Origin of the sequence: Vibrio sp. HB236076 (genome assembly GCF_040957575.1) — a bacterium.
Taxonomy (GTDB): Bacteria; Pseudomonadota; Gammaproteobacteria; order Enterobacterales; family Vibrionaceae; genus Vibrio.
In genome coordinates this window covers 1,350,148-1,369,862 of record NZ_CP162601.1, presented here as the reverse complement: position 1 = coordinate 1,369,862, position 19,715 = coordinate 1,350,148, and the positions used below count along the sequence as shown (strand labels likewise).

Annotated in this window: 21 protein-coding genes and 1 tRNA gene; 3 read left to right on the top strand and 19 right to left on the bottom strand. The window is 44.6% G+C overall.

All coding sequences use genetic code 11. The features are described from left to right. Nucleotides 1-116 precede the first annotated feature (116 nt). Nucleotides 117-204 (bottom strand) — tRNA-Ser (locus tag AB0763_RS06015). Nucleotides 205-340: 136 nt separating this feature from the next. Next, nucleotides 341-790 carry an L-alanine exporter AlaE gene (locus AB0763_RS06010; protein WP_306101642.1) on the bottom strand — a complete coding sequence of 150 codons (450 nt, stop codon included), beginning with the start codon at nucleotides 788-790 and terminating at the stop codon, nucleotides 341-343. Between the two features lie 269 nt (nucleotides 791-1,059). Between AB0763_RS06010 and AB0763_RS06005 the strand changes: the two genes are divergently transcribed. Continuing rightward, the gene (locus tag AB0763_RS06005) at nucleotides 1,060-1,629 is read left to right on the top strand and encodes a UPF0149 family protein (protein WP_306101643.1); all 570 of its coding nucleotides are present in this window, start codon (nucleotides 1,060-1,062) and stop codon (nucleotides 1,627-1,629) included. Between the two features lie 96 nt (nucleotides 1,630-1,725). Here the strand turns inward: AB0763_RS06005 and nadA are convergent, their stop codons facing one another. From nadA to cydA, 12 genes are all read right to left on the bottom strand, one after another. Next, nucleotides 1,726-2,769, bottom strand: a complete 1,044-nt coding sequence (nadA, locus tag AB0763_RS06000; protein WP_306101644.1) for a quinolinate synthase NadA — start codon at nucleotides 2,767-2,769, stop codon at nucleotides 1,726-1,728. Nucleotides 2,770-2,857: 88 nt separating this feature from the next. After that, the gene (gene ybgF, locus AB0763_RS05995) at nucleotides 2,858-3,637 is read right to left on the bottom strand and encodes a tol-pal system protein YbgF (protein ID WP_306101755.1); all 780 of its coding nucleotides are present in this window, start codon (nucleotides 3,635-3,637) and stop codon (nucleotides 2,858-2,860) included. Nucleotides 3,638-3,654: 17 nt separating this feature from the next. Further along, entirely contained in the window at nucleotides 3,655-4,194 is a 540-nt protein-coding gene (gene pal / locus AB0763_RS05990) for a peptidoglycan-associated lipoprotein Pal (RefSeq protein WP_306101645.1), read from the bottom strand. Nucleotides 4,195-4,225: 31 nt separating this feature from the next. Further along, nucleotides 4,226-5,578 (bottom strand): Tol-Pal system beta propeller repeat protein TolB, encoded by a 1,353-nt coding sequence (gene tolB / locus AB0763_RS05985; protein ID WP_306101646.1) that lies wholly within the window; start codon nucleotides 5,576-5,578, stop codon nucleotides 4,226-4,228. A gap of 11 nt (nucleotides 5,579-5,589) precedes the next feature. After that, nucleotides 5,590-6,705: a cell envelope integrity protein TolA gene (tolA, locus tag AB0763_RS05980; RefSeq protein WP_368643969.1), complete on the bottom strand. Its 1,116-nt coding sequence runs from the start codon at nucleotides 6,703-6,705 to the stop codon at nucleotides 5,590-5,592. A 6-nt stretch (nucleotides 6,706-6,711) separates the two neighbouring features. Continuing rightward, nucleotides 6,712-7,161: a protein TolR gene (gene tolR, locus AB0763_RS05975; protein WP_306101756.1), complete on the bottom strand. Its 450-nt coding sequence runs from the start codon at nucleotides 7,159-7,161 to the stop codon at nucleotides 6,712-6,714. Between the two features lie 6 nt (nucleotides 7,162-7,167). Further along, nucleotides 7,168-7,857: a protein TolQ gene (gene tolQ / locus AB0763_RS05970; protein ID WP_306101648.1), complete on the bottom strand. Its 690-nt coding sequence runs from the start codon at nucleotides 7,855-7,857 to the stop codon at nucleotides 7,168-7,170. Nucleotide 7,858: 1 nt separating this feature from the next. Continuing rightward, nucleotides 7,859-8,260: a tol-pal system-associated acyl-CoA thioesterase gene (gene ybgC, locus AB0763_RS05965; protein WP_306101649.1), complete on the bottom strand. Its 402-nt coding sequence runs from the start codon at nucleotides 8,258-8,260 to the stop codon at nucleotides 7,859-7,861. Between the two features lie 598 nt (nucleotides 8,261-8,858). Further along, nucleotides 8,859-9,158, bottom strand: a complete 300-nt coding sequence (gene ybgE, locus AB0763_RS05960; protein ID WP_306101650.1) for a cyd operon protein YbgE — start codon at nucleotides 9,156-9,158, stop codon at nucleotides 8,859-8,861. Beyond that, a complete protein-coding gene (cydX, locus tag AB0763_RS05955) occupies nucleotides 9,151-9,255 on the bottom strand; it encodes a cytochrome bd-I oxidase subunit CydX (RefSeq protein WP_306101651.1) in 105 nt (34 codons plus the stop codon). The genes ybgE and cydX overlap by 8 nt, the downstream gene beginning before the upstream one ends. Nucleotides 9,256-9,267: 12 nt before the next feature. Next, nucleotides 9,268-10,404 (bottom strand): cytochrome d ubiquinol oxidase subunit II, encoded by a 1,137-nt coding sequence (gene cydB, locus AB0763_RS05950; protein WP_306101652.1) that lies wholly within the window; start codon nucleotides 10,402-10,404, stop codon nucleotides 9,268-9,270. Nucleotides 10,405-10,418: 14 nt separating this feature from the next. Then, nucleotides 10,419-12,005 (bottom strand): cytochrome ubiquinol oxidase subunit I, encoded by a 1,587-nt coding sequence (gene cydA / locus AB0763_RS05945; protein ID WP_306101653.1) that lies wholly within the window; start codon nucleotides 12,003-12,005, stop codon nucleotides 10,419-10,421. A gap of 546 nt (nucleotides 12,006-12,551) precedes the next feature. Between cydA and AB0763_RS05940 the strand changes: the two genes are divergently transcribed. Then, nucleotides 12,552-13,409: an alpha/beta fold hydrolase gene (locus tag AB0763_RS05940; RefSeq protein WP_306101654.1), complete on the top strand. Its 858-nt coding sequence runs from the start codon at nucleotides 12,552-12,554 to the stop codon at nucleotides 13,407-13,409. A 181-nt stretch (nucleotides 13,410-13,590) separates the two neighbouring features. Here AB0763_RS05940 and ruvB read toward each other — a convergent pair whose 3' ends face one another. The 5 genes from ruvB to aspS form a co-directional block, all read right to left on the bottom strand. Next, nucleotides 13,591-14,601 carry a Holliday junction branch migration DNA helicase RuvB gene (ruvB, locus tag AB0763_RS05935; RefSeq protein WP_306101655.1) on the bottom strand — a complete coding sequence of 337 codons (1,011 nt, stop codon included), beginning with the start codon at nucleotides 14,599-14,601 and terminating at the stop codon, nucleotides 13,591-13,593. Between the two features lie 50 nt (nucleotides 14,602-14,651). Next, nucleotides 14,652-15,266: a Holliday junction branch migration protein RuvA gene (ruvA, locus tag AB0763_RS05930; protein WP_306101656.1), complete on the bottom strand. Its 615-nt coding sequence runs from the start codon at nucleotides 15,264-15,266 to the stop codon at nucleotides 14,652-14,654. A gap of 83 nt (nucleotides 15,267-15,349) precedes the next feature. Next, complete coding sequence (gene ruvC, locus AB0763_RS05925; RefSeq protein ID WP_306101657.1) at nucleotides 15,350-15,871, bottom strand: crossover junction endodeoxyribonuclease RuvC; 522 nt, start codon at nucleotides 15,869-15,871, stop codon at nucleotides 15,350-15,352. Nucleotides 15,872-15,896: 25 nt separating this feature from the next. Beyond that, nucleotides 15,897-16,643 carry a YebC/PmpR family DNA-binding transcriptional regulator gene (locus AB0763_RS05920; protein WP_306101658.1) on the bottom strand — a complete coding sequence of 249 codons (747 nt, stop codon included), beginning with the start codon at nucleotides 16,641-16,643 and terminating at the stop codon, nucleotides 15,897-15,899. Nucleotides 16,644-16,711: 68 nt separating this feature from the next. Further along, on the bottom strand, nucleotides 16,712-18,490 hold the full coding sequence (gene aspS / locus AB0763_RS05915; protein WP_306101659.1) for an aspartate--tRNA ligase: 1,779 nt from the start codon (nucleotides 18,488-18,490) through the stop codon (nucleotides 16,712-16,714). Nucleotides 18,491-18,799: 309 nt separating this feature from the next. Here aspS and AB0763_RS05910 point away from each other — a divergent pair, with 309 nt between their 5' ends. After that, the gene (locus tag AB0763_RS05910; protein ID WP_306101660.1) at nucleotides 18,800-19,690 is read left to right on the top strand and encodes a DUF72 domain-containing protein; all 891 of its coding nucleotides are present in this window, start codon (nucleotides 18,800-18,802) and stop codon (nucleotides 19,688-19,690) included. Nucleotides 19,691-19,715: the final 25 nt, after the last annotated feature.

The following is a 19,715-nucleotide window of genomic DNA, read 5'->3' as shown; positions in this document are numbered from 1 at the left end:
CTATTATTACGATGATTAACTGGTTAATACGTACATCGATTTAAGAAGTAGGACATTGCAGGTATGCTAATTTTTAGGCGTAAAAAAAGACGCCCTAGGACGTCTTTTTTAGAATGTGGCGGTGAGTGAGAGATTCGAACTCTCGATACGTTGCCGTATACACACTTTCCAGGCGTGCTCCTTCAGCCACTCGGACAACTCACCGAATTGATTCACGTTTGCTGCGAACGGGGCTTAATGTAATCGTTATTGATTTTAGGGTCAAGGCTCACAAGATAAAAAAGTTACATTGGCGTTTTAATCGCTTACTTATTGAGTCATTTGAATAAAATACCATCGCTTATACTTTTTGATAATAGCCAGGAACGCGAAAACAACGACGACAAAAATCTAAAAACCGGCCATAAACGACACCCATTGCACAAGAAATCACTGCATTAGAGCTCACCGCCGTCATCATTTGCTCCCAATCAGCACCCACTACCCACAAAATCATGGCATACACCGGCGATTGAAACATGACGTAGGCCAATAAATCCGTTATCGATTTGCTCAACTTACCCGCACTCAGACGCGATGATTGCCGAATCATCCAATCTCGAAACAAGCCGTATGGCAATGCAATCGCTATATTGACAGGGATCGACAAAGTCCTCGATGCCAATGACTGTTGCACTGTCATTCCTGATATAAAAATCTCAATCAACATACCGGAGAAGAAACAAAACAAGACCATAGCAAAGGTATCAGCCGCGGCATGCCGTACACAAAGCGATCGATTGACTCGCATTTTTAACCCTCAAATTACAACAAAAAATCAAATAAAATTTATCGCTATTAAATCACTAAATATTAAGAATTAGCACCCAATTTATTTCGTATAACTAGCCTATAATTCCAAATATGTTCTCAAATTCAAACTAAATCACCAGCAAAACACAATGAGTTCAAAAATTAACCAACACAAGTCATTGAGACAAAATTCCGGTCAATCCTTTTCAGTCTGATATGATCTTGCTAGTATCCAATCTATTGATATCACAACAGCAAGAGTTGATTTTGACACTACAAGAGATCCTCGCTTTACCTGAGCTAGAAGGTCAGCTACTCGGTTTAGCCAATACACAAGGTTTTGTGACCGCAATGGCAGCTGCCCCACACGTGCTCCCACCACAAGAGTGGTTACCCTTTTTATGGGGAGGCGAACAAGAAGCCCCATTTAATGACGGAGAACAGCTTGAAATCTACCTTGATGCCATTATTTCACTTTGGAATGAAAGCCGCGCTGCCCTACTCGAAGGGACATGGCAATGGCCGGAAAAATGTCAGCTCAGCGACCAAGACATTGTTACTGAGCACACACGGCTATTTTGTGAAGGGTTATTACAAGGTTGGCAATTGACTCGAGATGATTGGGAAACCTTAATGCCAGAGCAAAGCGAAAATAACGCATTACTCGGTGGTGTATTGCTTTCCATCACAATGCTATACGATCCTGAGACGACGCTAATGACGCTACAAGAACAAGGGCTCGAAGGATTGGATCAGTTTGAAGAAGTTTTTAATGCGATTCCAACCATGTTAAGTGGCTTAACATTACGCGGTGTGGAATTAGCAGAGCAGCAATAAATCTGCCTAGTCCTAAAAACGCCACTCAATATCATTGAGTGGCGTTTTGTCTTCGGTATCATTAATTGAACTGCACCAGATAAATCGAGTTATCAATTAGCTGTTCAATCGTTCAGCAAAATCTAACATACGATTAAGTGGGATCAGAGAACGAACACGGGTCGCTTCATCAACAAAAATTTCGTGCTCATGATTATCTTCAGATAATGCATTATTGATCGCTTCTAGCCCGTTCATGGCCATCCAAGGGCAATGAGCACAGCTTCGACACGTTGCGCCATTACCCGCTGTAGGAGCTTCAATCAGCTCTTTTTCTGGCACCAGTTGTTGCATCTTATAAAAAATGCCTTTGTCAGTCGCCACCACCAATTGTTTATTTGGCAACGATTTTGCTGCTTTGATTAATTGACTCGTCGAACCAACAGCGTCGGCTAACGCAACGACACTCGCCGGAGATTCAGGGTGTACCAAAATTGCCGCATCAGGGTAAACGTGCTTCATTTTTCGTAATGCGTCAGCGGAAAACTCATCATGAACAATACACTCCCCCTGCCATAACAACATATCCGCGCCTGTTTTATTGGCAATATAAGAGCCCAAATGACGATCCGGGCCCCAAATAATTTTTTTTCCTTCGCTATCAAGATGCTCAACAATCTCTAAAGCAATACTTGACGTCACGACCCAATCAGCACGTGCTTTGACCGCCGCAGAAGTATTGGCATATACGACGACAGTATGATCAGGGTGAGCATCACAAAACTCAGTAAACTTATCGGCTGGACAACCGAGATCTAAGGAGCACTCCGCGTCAAGGGTAGGCATAAGAATGGTTTTTTCTGGTGTTAAGATCTTCGCCGACTCTCCCATGAATCGCACGCCAGCAACAATAAGCGTTTCTGCAGGATGTCGATTGCCAAACTTAGCCATCTCAAGGGAATCACCAACAAAACCACCGGTTTCCTCAGCCAAGGCTTGAATTTCAGGATCGGTATAGTAGTGGGCGATTAGAACCGCGTTTTTTTCTTTCAATGCTGACTTAATCGAACGCAAATACGCGTCCTTTTGCTCAGAAGAAAGCGGTGTTGGTTTTGGAGGGAATGGATATACGGTGTCTATTTTATCTAATATATGACTCATTGCTCAATGTCTGCACAACCCAGAGAATACTGCGTATTGTACCCTCCGAGCTATACAAAAACCACCGACAAAATCATCGATGCCATGCTTATTGAGAAAGTTTTGACTTCGCTACTTGAGCCGATGAACTTTCCGGATATTGATCAACAGCCTGTTGGTAGTATTTATTCGCTTGATCGCTACGATTATTACGGGCAGCAATATCACCCAGCTTCACCAACGCATCGGGACGCTTATTGGATTGCTCAAACTTAAGCACGGCAGCAAAACTCTTCGCCGCATCCGTATCTTGCTTTTTGGCATAGTAAAGTTGCCCTAACCAATAATGAGCATTCGGTGAAAAAGACGAATTTGGGTAATCACTTTGAAACGCATTGAAGGCGTTAATTGCACCGTCGTAATCTCGCTCTTTTAGTATCAAATCCACGGCGTCTTGATACGCTTTTTGCTCATCAGGGCTTGCACTGTAAGTCCCATTCGCAACGGAGTCGGCGTCACCGGAACTGACCGATGCCGTTGATCTATTTTTTACTTCACTGCGCAGTTTATCCAGCTCAACATACAAATCACGCTGACGCTCTACCATTTGTTGCATGTCGTAATTTTGCTTTTCCATTTGACCACGTAACGTACTGATGTCTTGAGACATCTGGTCAATTTGCTGCTGCATACGAGCTTGGAGGATATTTTTACTTTTGAGCAAGCGCTCGAGGCGTTCAACATCGGTTTCATTTGCCGTTGTCGAAGCGGAAGAAGTGTAGTTAACAGTGCCATTTAAATCCGATACTGGTGCTGGTGCAGCAAGCACTGGGCTTGCTGCACTTGCCAGTAACACCAGCGAAATGGCTCGCTTAAAGTTACTGCTCATCATAATGTGTCCTTAAATTAGTACACGATGACTGCGCGACGGTTTTTCGCGTAAGCTTGTTGGCTTTGACCTAACACCAATGGCTTTTCTTCACCGTAGCTAACAATAGACATTTGGCTTGATTGAACACCAAGTGCTTGTAGATATTTTTCTACCGCTTCAGCACGGCGCTCACCCAAAGCGATGTTGTATTCAGGTGTACCACGCTCATCAGCATAACCTTCAATAGTCACTTTGACACTTGGGTTGCTGCTTAGGTAATCAGCGTGTGCTGCAAGCATATCTTCGTAGTCAGCGGAAATCGTTGAATTGTCAAAAGCGAAAAAGATAGTTTGGTTCTCACGAAGCGCTTGCTCTTTAAGCTCTTGATCAGATAACTGTGCTTGTTGATCAACGGCTGAAATCACAGTCCCTTGACTTGCATCCGCGGTTTGCGCCGCTTGATTCGTTTGAGCAGCTGAAGCAGCAGATGCTGCATCATCGCTAGAGCTACATGCAGCCATCGCCATCACAGGTAAAGCGACCATTAGGCTTTTAAAAATTTTGTTCAATTGCATCTTAAATATTCCTTAGTTTATAAACTCATTACTACAAAAATGGAGACCATGCTGGCGCACGAACCAAACCATTGGTAGCGGGTAGTCTAGCTTTAAATCGTCCATCTATAGAAACCATAGATAGAACATTTTTGTTGTTATACATGGAACTGTATATCACCATTGCACCATTTGGCGCTATGCTTGGTGATTCATCAAGTCGAGTTGAGGTCAATACCTGCACCGCCCCCGTCTCTAAATCTTGTTTTGCAAGACGATATCCTGCTTGGCTTTGATTAACCATTACCAAAAACTTGCCATCTGGTGTGATCTGGCCGCCTAAGTTTTGGCTCCCTTGCCATGTAAGACGTTGCGTTGATTTGCTGTCTAAATTTACTCGATAAATTTGTGGTTTACCACCCCGATCTGAAGTAAAAATCAAAGATTTACCATCTGGGTACCAATAGGGTTCCGTGTTGTTAGAACGACCTTGTGTTACCTGAGTAATCTTCTTGGTGTTGAGGTCCATAACATAGACTTGCAAGCTGCCCGTCTTCGATAATACCAATGCTAATTTACTGCCATCAGGAGAAAAAACCGGTGCACCATTGTGACGAGGAAAACTGGTTAACTTCTCCGTTGTGCCTTGGTAAATATTCATCATAAAAATTTCAGCATGGCCATTTTGAAAGCTCACATAGGCAAGTTTTTTACCATCTGGCGACCACGCTGGTGACATTAACGGTTGCTTAGAACGAAGCACCAACTTTTCATTATAACCATCGTAATCAGCGATTCTTAATTCATACGGATAACGCGCTTTTTGATCAACGACAACGTAAGCAATTCGCGTTAAAAACGCGCCTTTTTCACCGGTCAGTTGTTCATAAATCAGATCTGAAATACGGTGAGCGTATTCACGCATTCGATTGCCATCAATTTTGGCAATGCGAGACAATAAAATGTGATCATTTGAAGCCACTAACTGGCCATCTTCAGACAAGCCTTTACTCTGCCCCCCTGTCAAATGGCCACGTACCGTATCAATCAGTTGATACTTAATCACATATTGGCCATTGGCATCTTGTGAAATTGTGCCTGTCAGTAACGTATCTACCCCCATTTTGGTCCAGGCATCAAAATTAATGTCCTGATCAGTATGTGGGGTTTGCGGCATTTTATTAACCGCTACAGGGCTAAATTTCCCACTGCGTTGCAGATCCGATGACACAACAGAAGCAATGTCTGAAGGCAGTTTACCCTGTCCTTGCCACTGAAACGGCACAATAGCAATCGGTCTCGCCGAGTCAATACCATCTGTAATGACCAGCTCCAATGCCGCTTTTGCTGGGCTAAGCGCACAGGCTGCCAGCAATGTTAACCCAATCATCAGTCGTTTAATCACAACATCATCCCTTATAGTTCTACCGTTAAATTGATATCTTTAAGCTTATTAAGTACCGCTGGATCTTTTGGCGCCGGAAAGTTAGCCACTTGAGTAATGGCACTTTTCGTGGCGGTGCACAATCGACCATCACCACTGAGAACGGTAACATTACCGACAACAAAGCCACTACCAGCAGAAATTAACTTCATATTAACTCGGCAAGTTTTACCTTTTAGGTAATCTTGAGCAATTAATTTATTTTGGATTAATTGTTTGTATATCGTCGAGTATTTTGCCACTTCATTATTGACCTGCCTTTGTTTTGCCGCACTGTTTTGTGAGTTCTCGGCTTCAAGGCCATCAAAAATATTATCCAAAGCCTGTTCAGTTTCTTGTTTTTCACGCGCCGCTTTCTCAGCTGCCTCTTTCGCCGCTTTTTCACGGGCGGCTTTCTCGGCTGCCTCCTTCGCCGCTTTTTCACGCGCGGCTTTCTCGGCTGCTTCTTTCGCCGCTTTTTCACGCGCGGCTTTCTCGGCTGCTTCTTTCGCCGCTTTTTCACGCGCGGCTTTCTCGGCTGCTTCTTTCGCCGCTTTTTCACGGGCGGCTTTCTCGGCCGCAGCTTTCGCCGCTTTTTCACGCGCGGCTTTCTCGGCTGCCTCTTTCGCCGCTTTTTCACGCGCGGCTTTCTCGGCTGCTTCTTTCGCCGCTTTTTCACGCGCGGCTTTCTCGGCCGCAGCTTTCTCTTCTGCTTGCTGCTTTTCTAAACGCTCCTGTTCTAGCTTGCGCTCCTTTGCTTCGCGAGCTTGCTTTTCCGCTTTCGCTTTTTCAAGTTGTAACTGACGAACGCGCTCTTCTTCTGCTTTGCGATTTCTTTCCAATTCTTCAGCTTGTTTTTTCAGCTCATCGAGCTTGTCTTGCTGTTGTTTTTGCGCCTTTTCTTTTTGTTGACGTATTTGTTGAGCTTGCTGACGAACCAAGTTGGGGTCAATCACCACGGCTTCTACCATTTGACCGCTTGAGGCTTCTTCTTCAAATTCAAAGTTTGAAGACAAAAGTAAAATAGCAATCAAAAGCAAATGCGCCACTAAAGAGACAAATAATGCCCCTTTTAGCTGACTTTTTTGTTTGGTTGTATGCTCTTTCATGAATACTTAGTTATCGTTATTAAAATCTGTTAACAGGCCAACTTTAGCTATACCAGCACGACTGAGTTGATCAAGGACCAAAACTATATTTTCATAAGAAGTGGCTTTATCCCCACCAACGGCTACTGGAGAGTTAGGGTTTAATTCACGCTCCGCTTGAACGCGAGAAATCACTTCATCGATCGACAAATTACGCTCAAAGTCATCATTGTCGATGCTGACACCAAGTTGCCCTTCTTTATCGACTTCAACGATAACAAAACTGGCGTTATCGTCCCCCATTAATTCTTGAGCTGTTTTCGCCGTTGATGCTTGGGGCAAGTTAACATCTACCCCTTGTGTGACAAAAGGCGATGTCACCATAAAGATGATCAACAACACCAACATCACATCGATATAGGGAACGACATTGATCTCCGCCGTCATGCGGCGTTTTTTTCGTTGATATCCTGGCATCATCAATTAATCCTTGCTGGTCGATGAGATCACTTGACGGTGAAGAATACTGTGAAACTCTTCTGCAAAGGTGGCGTAGCTATGCTCCAACTTACTAACGCGGTTGGTCAAACGGTTATAAGCCATCACGGCAGGAATAGCTGCGAACAACCCCATCGCTGTCGCGACTAACGCTTCTGCAATCCCAGGAGCAACCATAGCCAGTGTTGCTTGTTTTACTTGGCCTAAAGCAATAAATGAACTCATGATCCCCCAAACCGTACCAAAAAGACCAATGTAAGGGCTAATCGAGCCTACGGTTGCCAAAAAAGGCAAGTGAGTTTCAAGCTCTTCGACCTCGCGAGACACCGATACTCGCATTGCACGGCTAGCCCCTTCCATCACAAATTCTGGGGAGGCGTTGTGATTGTTTCGCAAACGCAAAAACTCCATAAAACCGGCATAGAAAATTTCTTCGCTACCGGTAATGTCATCTTTGCGTTTTTTTGCATCCTGATAGAGAGTACTCAAATCGGCGCCAGACCAGAATTTATCTTCGAAGTCGCTGGCTTCTTGCGTCGCTGCCGACAATACTTTAGAGCGCTTAATGATCATGGCCCATGAGATTACTGACATCGACAATAGAATCAACATCACTAATTTGACAAGCAAACTCGCTTGAAGGAATAAATCTAAAATAGATAATTCGGCGTTCACTTTATTTAATCTCCCCAAAAATCGCTTTTGGTATCGCAATAGGTTTCATTTTAAGATTGTCTATACATGCTACTTTAACTATGCTTTTACACAATATCTTGTCATCAGCATTGACTAACTCTTGACAAAAACTCATAGAAGCGCGTTTTTTTTCATCAATTGCTGTGTTGACTGTTAATTGATCGTCAAGTTTCGCCCCAGCGATAAAGTTGATATCCATATGTCGGACTACAAAACCAATATTTTGTTCAAGTAAGCTTTGCTGACTGACACCCAATGCCCTTAACATCTCTGTTCTCGCTCGCTCAAAGAACTTTAGATAATTTGAATGATATACAACTCCGCCAGCATCGGTATCTTCATAATAGACGCGGACAGGCCATTGAAATACTTGTTCATTCATTTTTAATTATCACCCTTCTTGTAAACGATGCTATTTACTATACAACATATCCTTGTTTTTAAAACAGAATAAACTCGTTATTAGCAACAATTACTTACGGGAAATAGCTTTTATTTGTGAATAGCACTATCGAATTTCGAGAGCCAATTTCTTGCAAATTGTCGTTAAACGGAAAAAAAGGTCTTTGATATCGCAACGAAAAGTCCAATCCTTATATCCACTTAGTCATCGTCAATGGCACTCCAAACGTTACATAGAAGAACAGGCATAATTTAATACCAACCTAACTCAGTAGCGGGTCACCCTCGCTGGTTAAAAAACTCGATACCATCGTTAAGAAAATAACAGATAGAATAAAGACTTAGATTCCGTTCTTAACAAGAAAAGGCTGCCGTGTTTTCAAGCTTGATCTCTGCGCTATCATTGATCACATACTTAATCAGAGTGGTATAACTTATTAATGGACCAGTTTTTGATTAACTTTTGGTTTATATAATTGGTTTGAGGAGGCTTTGGTTGAGTCAAGCAGATGAAGCTTCACCGTCAACACACATAGCGTCATAGAAGGGTAAAAAACCACCTCGAAGGTGGTTTTGGATTAAGTTAACCAAAGCATTGTGATGGTGAACAATATCGGCAGGCTGAATAAAGGACTAAACACCCATTGCCACATCCAATGACGTGGCAAAAAACCCACCCCCGAGACCATACTGCTGCAAATGGACCAAATCAATAAGGGTGAAATCACGCCATTAAAGCCACCGATTTGCAGGCTGTATTGGTGCGGGTCCCACATTACTAAAGCTAAATGGGTAAAACCGAGCAGAAGTGATAAAGCCCTAACAAGGGCTTTATCAAAATAGCGAAGGAAAGTGGGTTGTGAAAGACGATCATTCATCGTCATTCATCATTTCGGTATGTTCAAGCCAGAGTGCATTGATAATGCCGAATGCACAAGCCAATAATACCCCTAGGATCCAAGCAAAATACCACATTATCATTGCTCCTTAGTAGACTGAGTGTTTGTTATCTTCAACAAACTGATTATCAATACGACCAAACATTTTGTAATAACACCAGCTTGTATACGCCAAGATAATGGGCACCATTACGAACGCCACACACGTCATAATCTCTAACGTTAACTGACTTGACGTGGAATCCCACATGGTCAAGCTTGCATTAGGCTGAATACTCGATGGCATGACAAACGGGAACATTGAAATACCCGCAGTGAGGATGACACCGGCTGTGGCTAAACTCGACGCAATAAAGGCAATGGCTGCTTTTTCTGCTCTCGACGCCAATATTGCCACCAAGGGCATCACAAGGCCGAGTATCGGAGCCGCCCATAAAACAGGGTGAATGGAGTAATTCTTCATCCATGCCCCCGCTTGAATTGACACGTCTTTGGCTAATGGATCGGAAGCGGCGTGATGATCAAGCACACTGGTCACAACGAATCCATCGATATGTTGTATCCATAAACCCGCAAGACCAAAGCTAAATACAGCAATCGCACTGGCGATTTGGTTAGTTACACGAGCACGCTTGTGTAAATCACCACGGGTCTTCATCTGTAGCCAACTTGAGCCTTGCATAATAAACAGGCTCACACTAAGAACGCCAGCTAACAGAGCAAAAGGATTCAATAAGCCAAAGAATGAACCTTGGTATCTCGCCATCAAAAACTCATTAATTTCAAAGGGAACGCCTTGCAGTAAATTTCCAAAAGCGACACCAAAGATCAATGCTGGGACAAAACCGCTGATCGAAATTGCAATGTCCCAGGTTTTTCTCCAGCGTGGTTCTTCAATTTTAGAGCGATAATCCAAGCCAAGAGGCCTTAGCCATAATGCCGCTAATGCCAGGATCATCGCAAAGTAAAAGCCAGAAAATGACACCGCATAGACTTGCGGCCAGGCTGCAAAAAGTGCCCCACCGGCGGTAATTAGCCAAACTTGGTTACCGTCCCAGTGCGGCGCGATGGTGTTTATCATCACACGACGCTCGGTATCCGTTTTCCCTAGGATAGGCATTAACGCGCCTACCCCAAGGTCGAAACCATCAGCAACGGTGAAACCGATCAACAAAACGCCAATCAATACCCACCATACAAATCGCAAGACTTCGTAATCAAACATGTATTTCTCCTTACCTAGGCTTCAACTTGGCGATTGACCGTATCTTTGGTCGAGTGACTGATTTGCTCAAAATGATAGCGCCCTGTCTTTAGACTGCTTGGTCCTTTTCGAGCAAACTTCACCATCAAATACACTTCGGCAATTAAAAAGACGGTGTACAAGGCGATTATCGCCGCCATTGAGGTCAGGATTTCACCGCGTGACAATGCTGAAGCCGCCACGTTAACCGGTAATATTTCCCCTACAGCCCAAGGTTGTCGTCCGAATTCGGCCACAAACCAACCGGCTTCAACCGCAATCCAAGGCAGAGGGATAGCAAACATAGCCGCTTTGAGTAACCAAGGTTGCGAACCGATTTTTTGTCGACACGTCTGGATAAACGACAAGCCGAAAACAGCAAACATCGCAATGCCACAAGCCACCATGATTCTGAATGACCAAAATAAAGGCCATACGGTGGGTATTGAGTCATCTGCCGCCGCTTGAATTTGCGCTTCAGAGGCATCGACAACCTTATCAGTGTAGCGTTTGAGCAATAAGCCATAACCCAAATCTTGTTTGACTTGATCAAATGCCGCTTGGTTCTCAGGCGTGTTATCGCCAGAACGAAGTTTCTCTAGTAATTCGTAGGCATACATACCATTGCGAATCCGTTCGACGTGTTCTTCTCGCAGATCACGTAAGCCTTTCACTTCGCCGTCGAGTGACCTCGTGGCGATAATGCCCAGTAAGTAAGGGATCTTTACCGCGTAATCGGTTTGCATGGTTTCTTGATTAGGTATACCAAATGCCGTGAATGCCGCAGGAGCAGGCTCGGTATGCCACTCCGACTCAATCGCCGCCAGTTTGACTTTTTGTACATCGCCAAGCTCATAGCCTGACTCATCACCTAACAACATCACCGACACGACGGAAGCCATACCAAAAGAAGCCGCAATAGCAAATGAACGTTTGGCAAACGCCAGATCTCGACCGCGCAATAAATAATACGCGCTTACACCAAGAACAAACATGGCACCAGTACAATACCCAGCGGCAACCGTGTGAACAAATTTAACCTGAGCCACTGGGTTTAAAATGACTTCAGAAAAGCTCACCATTTCCATGCGCATGGTTTCAAAATTAAACTCTGCGCCAACTGGGTTTTGCATCCAACCATTAGCGATCAGAATCCAAAGTGCAGAGAAGTTTGATCCCAAGGCAACTAACCAAGTCACCGCCAAATGTTGACGTTTTGATAAGCGATCCCACCCAAAGAAAAACAAGCCGACAAAAGTAGATTCTAAGAAAAAGGCAACTAAGGCTTCTATGGCAAGTGGTGCACCGAAAATATCACCAACGTAATGAGAGTAAAATGACCAGTTGGTTCCGAATTGGAACTCCATCGTTAAGCCCGTTGATACTCCGAGCGCAAAGTTTATCGCAAATAATTTTCCCCAAAACTTGGTCATGTCTTTGTAGATGGTTTTATTGGTCATTACGTATAATGATTCCATAATCGCCAATAAAAAAGTCATACCAAGAGTTAAAGGCACGAACAGAAAGTGATACATCGCTGTCATTGCAAACTGCAATCGCGATAGGTCCACTACATCAATCATGATAACTCCTATCGGTGTCTACTCAACACCCTAAATTGAACTCACAGTGTAAAACAGATTGTTAGTTATAGCCGTTAATGTCATTTAAGCTTTGACGACTCGCGAGCATTAATAGCCTATTGCCGTCTTCATCTAATCACATTATTAACGTGTTTCAAAACCTACTTAGTCGCGGCTTCACGGCTTGATTTGTATCAATTTTTACATCATATCTTGCCGCTTTTATAACCCGCCATGATCTCAGTCAATCCCTCGTGACATTTTTTGTTACACGAGGGTAAAAATGTCATTTATCCCGCCATTAGGTGAAACAGAGCGATAACATCCTGACTCATTTCATTACTCATTTTTTAAACTATTAAACATCAATAAATGCGATCAAGATCACAAATTAAAAGCAAAAACTGTTAATACTTCCTCAAAACAAACGCTTTTAAACTCAATGTGGCCTTAACGAATGTCAATACCACCTTTGCGTTTGCAATGAAAAATGACCTTGGCCGGTCTATCTTTGTTCAACGATTCAAACCAAACACTGAGAATACAATGGCGGTTAACATTAGGTATCACGTTTCCACCCTCCTTGGTTGCTTATTTCTGATCGGCTGCGATGTGCCTCCCTACGATAAGGCCCATATGTTGGGATTATTTAACGAGACCACGCGACCTCAAAGTGAGTATGTACAAGAGAGCGATAGAAAAATGCATTATGTGGTCAATCCCATTATCGATGAGCACAAGAAACACAATATCGCCATCGTGTTTGTTCATGGTGCCCCCGGAGACTGGTTAGCCTTTGCCTCTTACCTTGCCGACCCTGATCTTAGCCACCACGCTCTAATGGCGTCGGTCGACCGCTTGGGATATGGCAAGTCACAGCCAGGTCGTTGGGAAGTTAACTTATCAAAGCAAGCCGCACTGCTGCATCAAGCCATCTTAGACATTGGAAAAGAAAAGCGAGTTATTTTAGTCGGTCATTCATTTGGCGGCCCCGTCATTGCGCGCCTAGCGATGGACTACCCAGAAAGCGTCGACCAATTACTCATTTTAGCGGGCTCTGTTGATCCAAGCTTAGAATTTACCAAGTGGTTTCAATACATCGCCGATTGGCACTGGGTACGCCCATTGATTCCTGCTGCGCTCAATGTTACCAATCAAGAGATACTGCCACTGAAAGGGCAATTAGAAGTGATGTTGCCTTTATGGGATAAGATCACAGCGCCAATAACTGTCATCCAAGGCACCAATGATAAACTCGTCCCGCATCAAAATGCCGCGTTTATTAAACAAAAAGTACCGAGTGCGACAGTCATCTATCTCAACGAGCAAAACCACTTTCTCCCTTGGAATGAATTCGACTTAATCAAACAAACCCTGATTGACATGATGGCCGTATATGAATAAATAATAGAGGTGTTGTTTCGTCATAAATTCAGTCCATTAAAAAATCCGATAAACAAAGTCTATCGGATTTTTAACATGATAAGTTACGTTCAAGTGAGCGGTAGATCAGCGTGGCCACTGAAACGGAGTGGCATCAAGACAATCAAGACCATGGGTGGTATTTAACCTTTGATGATATCCATTACGAAGGTTTATCAAGACCAAAGTGAAGATAAGCCCGCTCGGTGGCAATTCTGCCACGCGGAGTGCGCTGTAAATACCCTTGCTGAATTAAATACGGTTCGAGAACATCTTCTATGGTTTCTTTTTCTTCACCGATGGCTGCAGCCATGTTGTCTAAACCAACCGGACCACCGGAGAATTTTTCCATAATTGCTAAGAGAAGCTTGCGGTCCATATAATCGAAACCTAACGCATCAACATCGAGCATATTCAACGCTTGGTCAGCGATGGCAGCATCAATATGCCCATCGGCTTTTACCTCAGCAAAGTCCCTTACTCGTCTCAGTAAACGGTTCGCAATCCTTGGCGTCCCCCTTGCCCGCCTTGCCACTTCCATAGCCCCTGCTTCTTCCATCGACAAATTCAAGCAACCTGCGCTTCTCATCACAATATGCTGTAAATCTTTAACTTGGTAATACTCCAAGCGTTGAGTAATTCCAAAGCGATCGCGCAGTGGGGAGGTTAATGAGCCGGCTCTAGTTGTAGCACCAATCAGTGTAAAAGGCGGCAAGTCAATTTTTATCGACCGTGCAGCAGGACCTTCACCAATCATGATATCAAGTTGGTAATCTTCCATTGCCGGGTAAAGCACTTCTTCAACGACCGGGCTGAGACGGTGAATTTCGTCAATAAATAAAACGTCGTTTTCTTCTAAGTTGGTGAGTAACGCCGCCAGATCGCCAGCTTTTTCCAGTACCGGTCCCGAGGTAGTGCGAATATTAACGCCCATTTCTTCGGCCACGATATTGGCCAAGGTCGTTTTACCCAGGCCTGGAGGGCCAAAGATCAACAAATGATCAAGCGCTTCTTGTCGCAGCTGTGCCGCTTTAATAAAGATTTCCATTTGATCACGGACGTGATCCTGGCCTTGGTAATCGGCCAATTTTTTGGGTCTTATTGCGCGATCGATGACCTCTTCGTCATTAAACGCCGGGTTTTCAGCCGCAATTAATCGATCCGCTTCAATCATAATGTCTACTCATTATCCATGCTTTTCGCATTTTACTCTTCGTTTACCCATTAAACCATTGATTTTAATGCTTCTCGGATCAAGGTTTCACTGCTCATGCCTTCTTGATAAACCTGGCTAACTACTTTTGAAGCTTGGACGGGTTTGTACCCCAACGCCAAAAGAGCACTAACGGCCTCTTCTTCTACAGCCTTTGCCGTAGGCTCACTGTCTGCTGGGGCGGCATCGGTGAACGGGGTGAACAGATCATCAGGATCGCCCCAGCCCTTGAGCCTGTCTTTCATTTCAACCAGTAAACGTTCAGCGGTTTTTTTGCCTACACCAGGTAACTTAACTAAGGTAGAAACGTCATCTCTCTCGACGCATTTGACAAATTGACTGGCACTCATACCAGACAAAATTCCCAGTCCTAACTTGGGACCAACGCCATTGGCTTTAATCACTTCTCTGAAGAGTGCTCGCTCGTTGACTTGGTTAAACCCATAAAGCAATTGGGCGTCTTCACGAACCACAAAGTGGGTGTAAATAACGGCTTCTTCACCAAGACTTGGCAACTCATAAAAGCAACTCATCGGCATTTGCACTTCATAACCAATACCGTTAACTTCAATTAATACTTGAGGAGGTTGCTTTTCTAAAATGACACCGCGTAGTCGACCTATCACACTCTACTCTCTTTTTGTTCGATTATGGGTATAGAATAATAAAGAACTGGATAGGTATCCAGTTCTTTATAACAATTTTCAGTTTAGCGGTAACGCCCTCGACGAGCCGAGCTTGCTTTACCAGCCATGGCGACCAAAGTACGGTTGGTGTTTGCATGACAAATCGCTACCCCGAGTGCGTCAGCTGCGTCAGCTTGTGGTTTCGCTGTCAGTTTTAACATTTGTTGAACCATGTGCTGAACTTGAGATTTATCGGCTGCGCCAGTCCCGACAACCGCTTGTTTGATCAGTCTGGCGGCGTACTCAAACACCGGGAGATCGGCATTGACCGCCGCGACAATCGCACTGCCACGGGCTTGACCTAATTTAAGCGCAGAGTCGGCATTTCGAGCCATAAACACTTGCTCAATCGCAAAGATATCAGGCTGAAATTGAGTAATAATTTCACTCACACCCGCATAGATCTGCTTTAATCGACCGGGCAGTTCTTTCTCACTCATTCGAATACAACCGCTGCCTAAATAGTGCAAATGTCGCCCTTGATGACGAATGACACCGTATCCAGTGATCCTTGAACCAGGATCAATGCCTAAAATAATTGACATAGCCATCCTTGAATTTCGACATCGTTTACGACCAACTTTCCATCGCCTCATCACTCAACTGTGCGTTGTGATATACCTCTTGTACATCGTCGAGCTCTTCCAACATATCAATCAAACGCAATAATTTGGGGGCGGTTTCATCATCGAGTTGTGCTTTCGTTGCCGGGATCAGCGCAACTTCGGCAAAGCGCGCTTCAAAATCCGCCTTGTCCAAGGCATCTTTGACGTCGCCAAAGGCGTCTGGCGTAGTAAACACATCGATACTGCCATCGTCATAAGTTTCAATGTCTTCGACGCCAAACTCCAATACCGCTTCGAGTACCGCTTCTTCATCATTGCCGGGTGACAAAGTGACCACGCCTTTTTTGTCGAAAAGGTAATTTACACTGCCATCGGTACCAAGATTGCCACCTGATTTGTTAAAAGCATGACGAACACCAGAAACCGTGCGGTTTCGATTATCAGTCAAACACTCAACCATGACAGCCGTCCCACCAGGGCCATAGCCCTCATAAGTGACACTCTCGACATTATCACCATCTTCATCGCCCGTACCACGAGCAACAGCACGATTGATGGTATCACGGGTCATATTGTTGGATAATGCCTTATCGAGCGCTGCTCGTAAACGCGGATTACTATCGGCATCGCCACCGCCCTCTTTAGCGGCCACAACAATCTCACGAATTAATTTGGTAAAAATTTTACCGCGCTTGGCATCTTGTGCCGCTTTGCGATGACGAATATTGGCCCATTTACTGTGTCCAGCCATGATTCCTCCTCAGAATAAAAAAATGCCCGTTACCGGGCATTGATGAACATTGACATTCGTTCGAAAGGTTAATTTTGTGATTTTTCCTTGGCAAGATTAACCGTTAACGCGAGTTCTTCAAGCGCTGCAGGATTCGCTTCACTTGGGGCATCGGTCAATAGGCACGCCGCCGCCGTTGTTTTAGGGAACGCGATAACATCGCGGATGTTTTCGGTGCCACAGAGCAACATGACCAGTCGATCCAAGCCAAATGCCAGACCCGCATGCGGTGGAGTACCGTATTTCAATGCATCAAGTAAGAAGCCAAATTTGCGTTGTTGCTCTTCTTCATCGATACCGAGGATATCAAATACCGCAGATTGCATCGCTGCATCGTGAATACGTACTGAGCCCCCGCCGACTTCATAACCATTTAACACCATGTCGTAGGCATTAGAGTTAGCGGCAGCTGGGTTAGCTTTTAACTCTTCAGGGCTAACACCTAATGGCGAGGTGAATGGGTGGTGCATGGCCGCTAAGTTGCCTTCATCATCGCTTTCAAACATTGGGAAATCAACCACCCAAAGTGGTGCCCACGCGTTTTCATCGGTTAGCTCAAGATCTTTACCTAGCTTCAGACGCAGCGCACCTAAGGCTTCAGAAACGACATTGGCTTTGTCCGCCCCAAACAAAATAATATCACCCGATTGCGCATTCGTGCGCTCAAGTAAGGATTGAATCACCGCTTCTGACAGGAATTTAGCCACCGGAGACTGAATGCCATCCACACCGGCAGCGCGGTCGTTGACTTTCATCCATGCCAAGCCTTTTGCACCGTAAATGCCAACAAATTCAGCATAGCCATCAATTTGCTTGCGAGTCAGTGCCGCACCACCTGGGACACAAATAACCGCGACGCGACCTTTTTCGTCGTTTGCCGGCCCAGAGAAAACCTTAAACTCGACATCTTTAACAATATCAGCGACGTCAACCAATTCCAGTGGGTTACGCAAATCCGGCTTGTCAGAGCCAAAACGGCGTATCGCTTCGCTAAATGGCATCACAGGGAAGGCGCCCAAATCAACATCAAGCAATTCTTGCCACATATCACGCACCATTTTTTCCGTGATATCGCGAACTTGATCAGCACTCATGAATGAGGTTTCAATATCGATCTGGGTAAATTCTGGTTGGCGATCAGCGCGCAAGTCTTCGTCGCGGAAGCACTTAACGATTTGATAATAGCGATCAAAGCCCGACATCATCAACAACTGTTTGAATAATTGAGGCGATTGAGGCAAGGCATAAAAATTGCCTTTGTGAACACGGCTTGGCACAAGGTAATCACGTGCGCCTTCTGGCGTCGCTTTGGTCAGTACCGGCGTTTCAATGTCTAAGAAGCCATGTTCGTCTAAGAAACGACGGACAAAGCTGGATGCTTTGGCGCGCAATTTAATGCGATCACTCATTTCCGGACGACGCAAATCCAAATAGCGGTACTTCAAGCGCTGCTCTTCTGAGTTCTTTTGGTTAAAGTCCAGTGGCAGAACCTCAGAGCGGTTTACTATCGTTAAAGACGTTGCCAAAATCTCCACTTCACCGGTCGCCATGTCTTTGTTGACTTGGCTATCAGGGCGAACATTGACTTTACCGCTCAATTGAATACAAAACTCACTACGCAACTGGTTCGCGACCTCAAATACGTCTTTCATATCAGGATCAACCACAACCTGAACAATACCTTCACGATCGCGCATATCGATAAAAATCAAACCACCTAGATCGCGACGACGGTTTACCCAACCGCTCAATTCTACTGTTTGCCCTGCATGAGCTTTGTTCAAGTGACCACAATAATGGGTTCGCATAATGAATTTCCCAGTTCTTCTCAATTGTTTGTTGTTCATTCCAATCTGCTAGCGAAAGTGAACCTAGCAGAATACGATTCCTTTTATACGCTTAAAGATAACGAAAATCGATGTATAATCGCTTTAAAAGCCGTTACCAACGCGACATCGGTGAAAAAAAAAGCAAACTCGCCCGTTTTTTTACCTTGTGATTAACTCAGAAGGTGATTTTCACACTCTCTGACCGTTTGTTATCTTTGCGTTCATGACTGGCTATTATCCATAACTCACAACAATCGTAAAGTCACCCTGGTTAGGAGTCCTCTTTTAATGCGCGATTCATCGTTATCTCAAAGCACACCAAACCCATTTAAACTGGGATTGACACAGTGGTCTCACCCAAAGTGGCAAAGCGATTTTTTTGGACCAGGAACACCACCCCAGCAACGGCTAGAAAAATACGCTCGAGTCTTTGATACAGTGGAAGGAAACACAACCTTCTATGCCTTACCCACGACCAATACCGTCGCACAATGGGCTCGTGCCACAAACGATGATTTTTCATTTACCTTTAAACTGCCGAAAACCATCACCCACCAACAGCAACTGAGGCAAAGTCAATCTTTGTTACGAGATTTCTTTACCCTAATGGCGCCTTTGCACTCTAGGACTATTCAGTGGTGTATTCAATTGCCCGCCAGTTTTAGTCCACAGCAACTGCCTATCTTAGAAAAGTTTTGCCAACAATGTCCGCAAGGCTTTCCACTTGCAGTAGAAGTTCGACACCCCGCTTTTTTTGCTAAAGGCGAAGACGAAAAACGCCTTAATCAATTCTTGATTGCTCACCAAATAGATAGAGTCATCATGGACAGTCGTCCGGTTTTTGCCTCGCAAGATCGCGACCCTGGAACTTTAGATGCGCAACAAAAAAAGCCTCGTGTACCGGTGCATGCCATCGCAACGGCCAAACGACCGATGATTCGGTTTATAGGCCAGCAGAGCGTTGAGCAAAATTTAGCCTTCTTTTCTCCCTGGCTTAAAACGTTACAACAATGGACTCAGCAAGGCATTGAGCCTCTCATCATGATTCACACACCAGACAATCAACAAGCGCCCTGGCATGCCAAAGCCATTGTCCAACAACTCGCCAGTGTGATGTCGTGTCATCCCTTACCTGAATTTCCCGCTCAAGTTGAACGACCACAACTGAATATGTTTTGACATTGTTTTTGATACCGTTTTATCG

Coding starts and splice junctions, on each gene's coding strand:
- aspS (WP_306101659.1), bottom strand. CDS start 18,490: ATGCGAACCCATTATTGTGGTCACTTGAACAAAGCTCATGCAGGGCAA.
- cydB (WP_306101652.1), bottom strand. CDS start 10,404: ATGTTTGATTACGAAGTCTTGCGATTTGTATGGTGGGTATTGATTGGC.
- AB0763_RS06010 (WP_306101642.1), bottom strand. CDS start 790: ATGCGAGTCAATCGATCGCTTTGTGTACGGCATGCCGCGGCTGATACC.
- ruvC (WP_306101657.1), bottom strand. CDS start 15,871: ATGTCAATTATTTTAGGCATTGATCCTGGTTCAAGGATCACTGGATAC.
- ybgE (WP_306101650.1), bottom strand. CDS start 9,158: ATGAATGATCGTCTTTCACAACCCACTTTCCTTCGCTATTTTGATAAA.
- AB0763_RS05910 (WP_306101660.1), top strand. CDS start 18,800: ATGCGCGATTCATCGTTATCTCAAAGCACACCAAACCCATTTAAACTG.
- pal (WP_306101645.1), bottom strand. CDS start 4,194: ATGCAATTGAACAAAATTTTTAAAAGCCTAATGGTCGCTTTACCTGTG.
- AB0763_RS05940 (WP_306101654.1), top strand. CDS start 12,552: ATGGCGGTTAACATTAGGTATCACGTTTCCACCCTCCTTGGTTGCTTA.
- tolA (WP_368643969.1), bottom strand. CDS start 6,705: ATGAAAGAGCATACAACCAAACAAAAAAGTCAGCTAAAAGGGGCATTA.
- ybgF (WP_306101755.1), bottom strand. CDS start 3,637: ATGAGCAGTAACTTTAAGCGAGCCATTTCGCTGGTGTTACTGGCAAGT.
- ybgC (WP_306101649.1), bottom strand. CDS start 8,260: ATGAATGAACAAGTATTTCAATGGCCTGTCCGCGTCTATTATGAAGAT.
- nadA (WP_306101644.1), bottom strand. CDS start 2,769: ATGAGTCATATATTAGATAAAATAGACACCGTATATCCATTCCCTCCA.
- cydA (WP_306101653.1), bottom strand. CDS start 12,005: ATGATTGATGTAGTGGACCTATCGCGATTGCAGTTTGCAATGACAGCG.
- cydX (WP_306101651.1), bottom strand. CDS start 9,255: ATGTGGTATTTTGCTTGGATCCTAGGGGTATTATTGGCTTGTGCATTC.
- tolR (WP_306101756.1), bottom strand. CDS start 7,161: ATGCCAGGATATCAACGAAAAAAACGCCGCATGACGGCGGAGATCAAT.
- AB0763_RS05920 (WP_306101658.1), bottom strand. CDS start 16,643: ATGGCTGGACACAGTAAATGGGCCAATATTCGTCATCGCAAAGCGGCA.
- ruvB (WP_306101655.1), bottom strand. CDS start 14,601: ATGATTGAAGCGGATCGATTAATTGCGGCTGAAAACCCGGCGTTTAAT.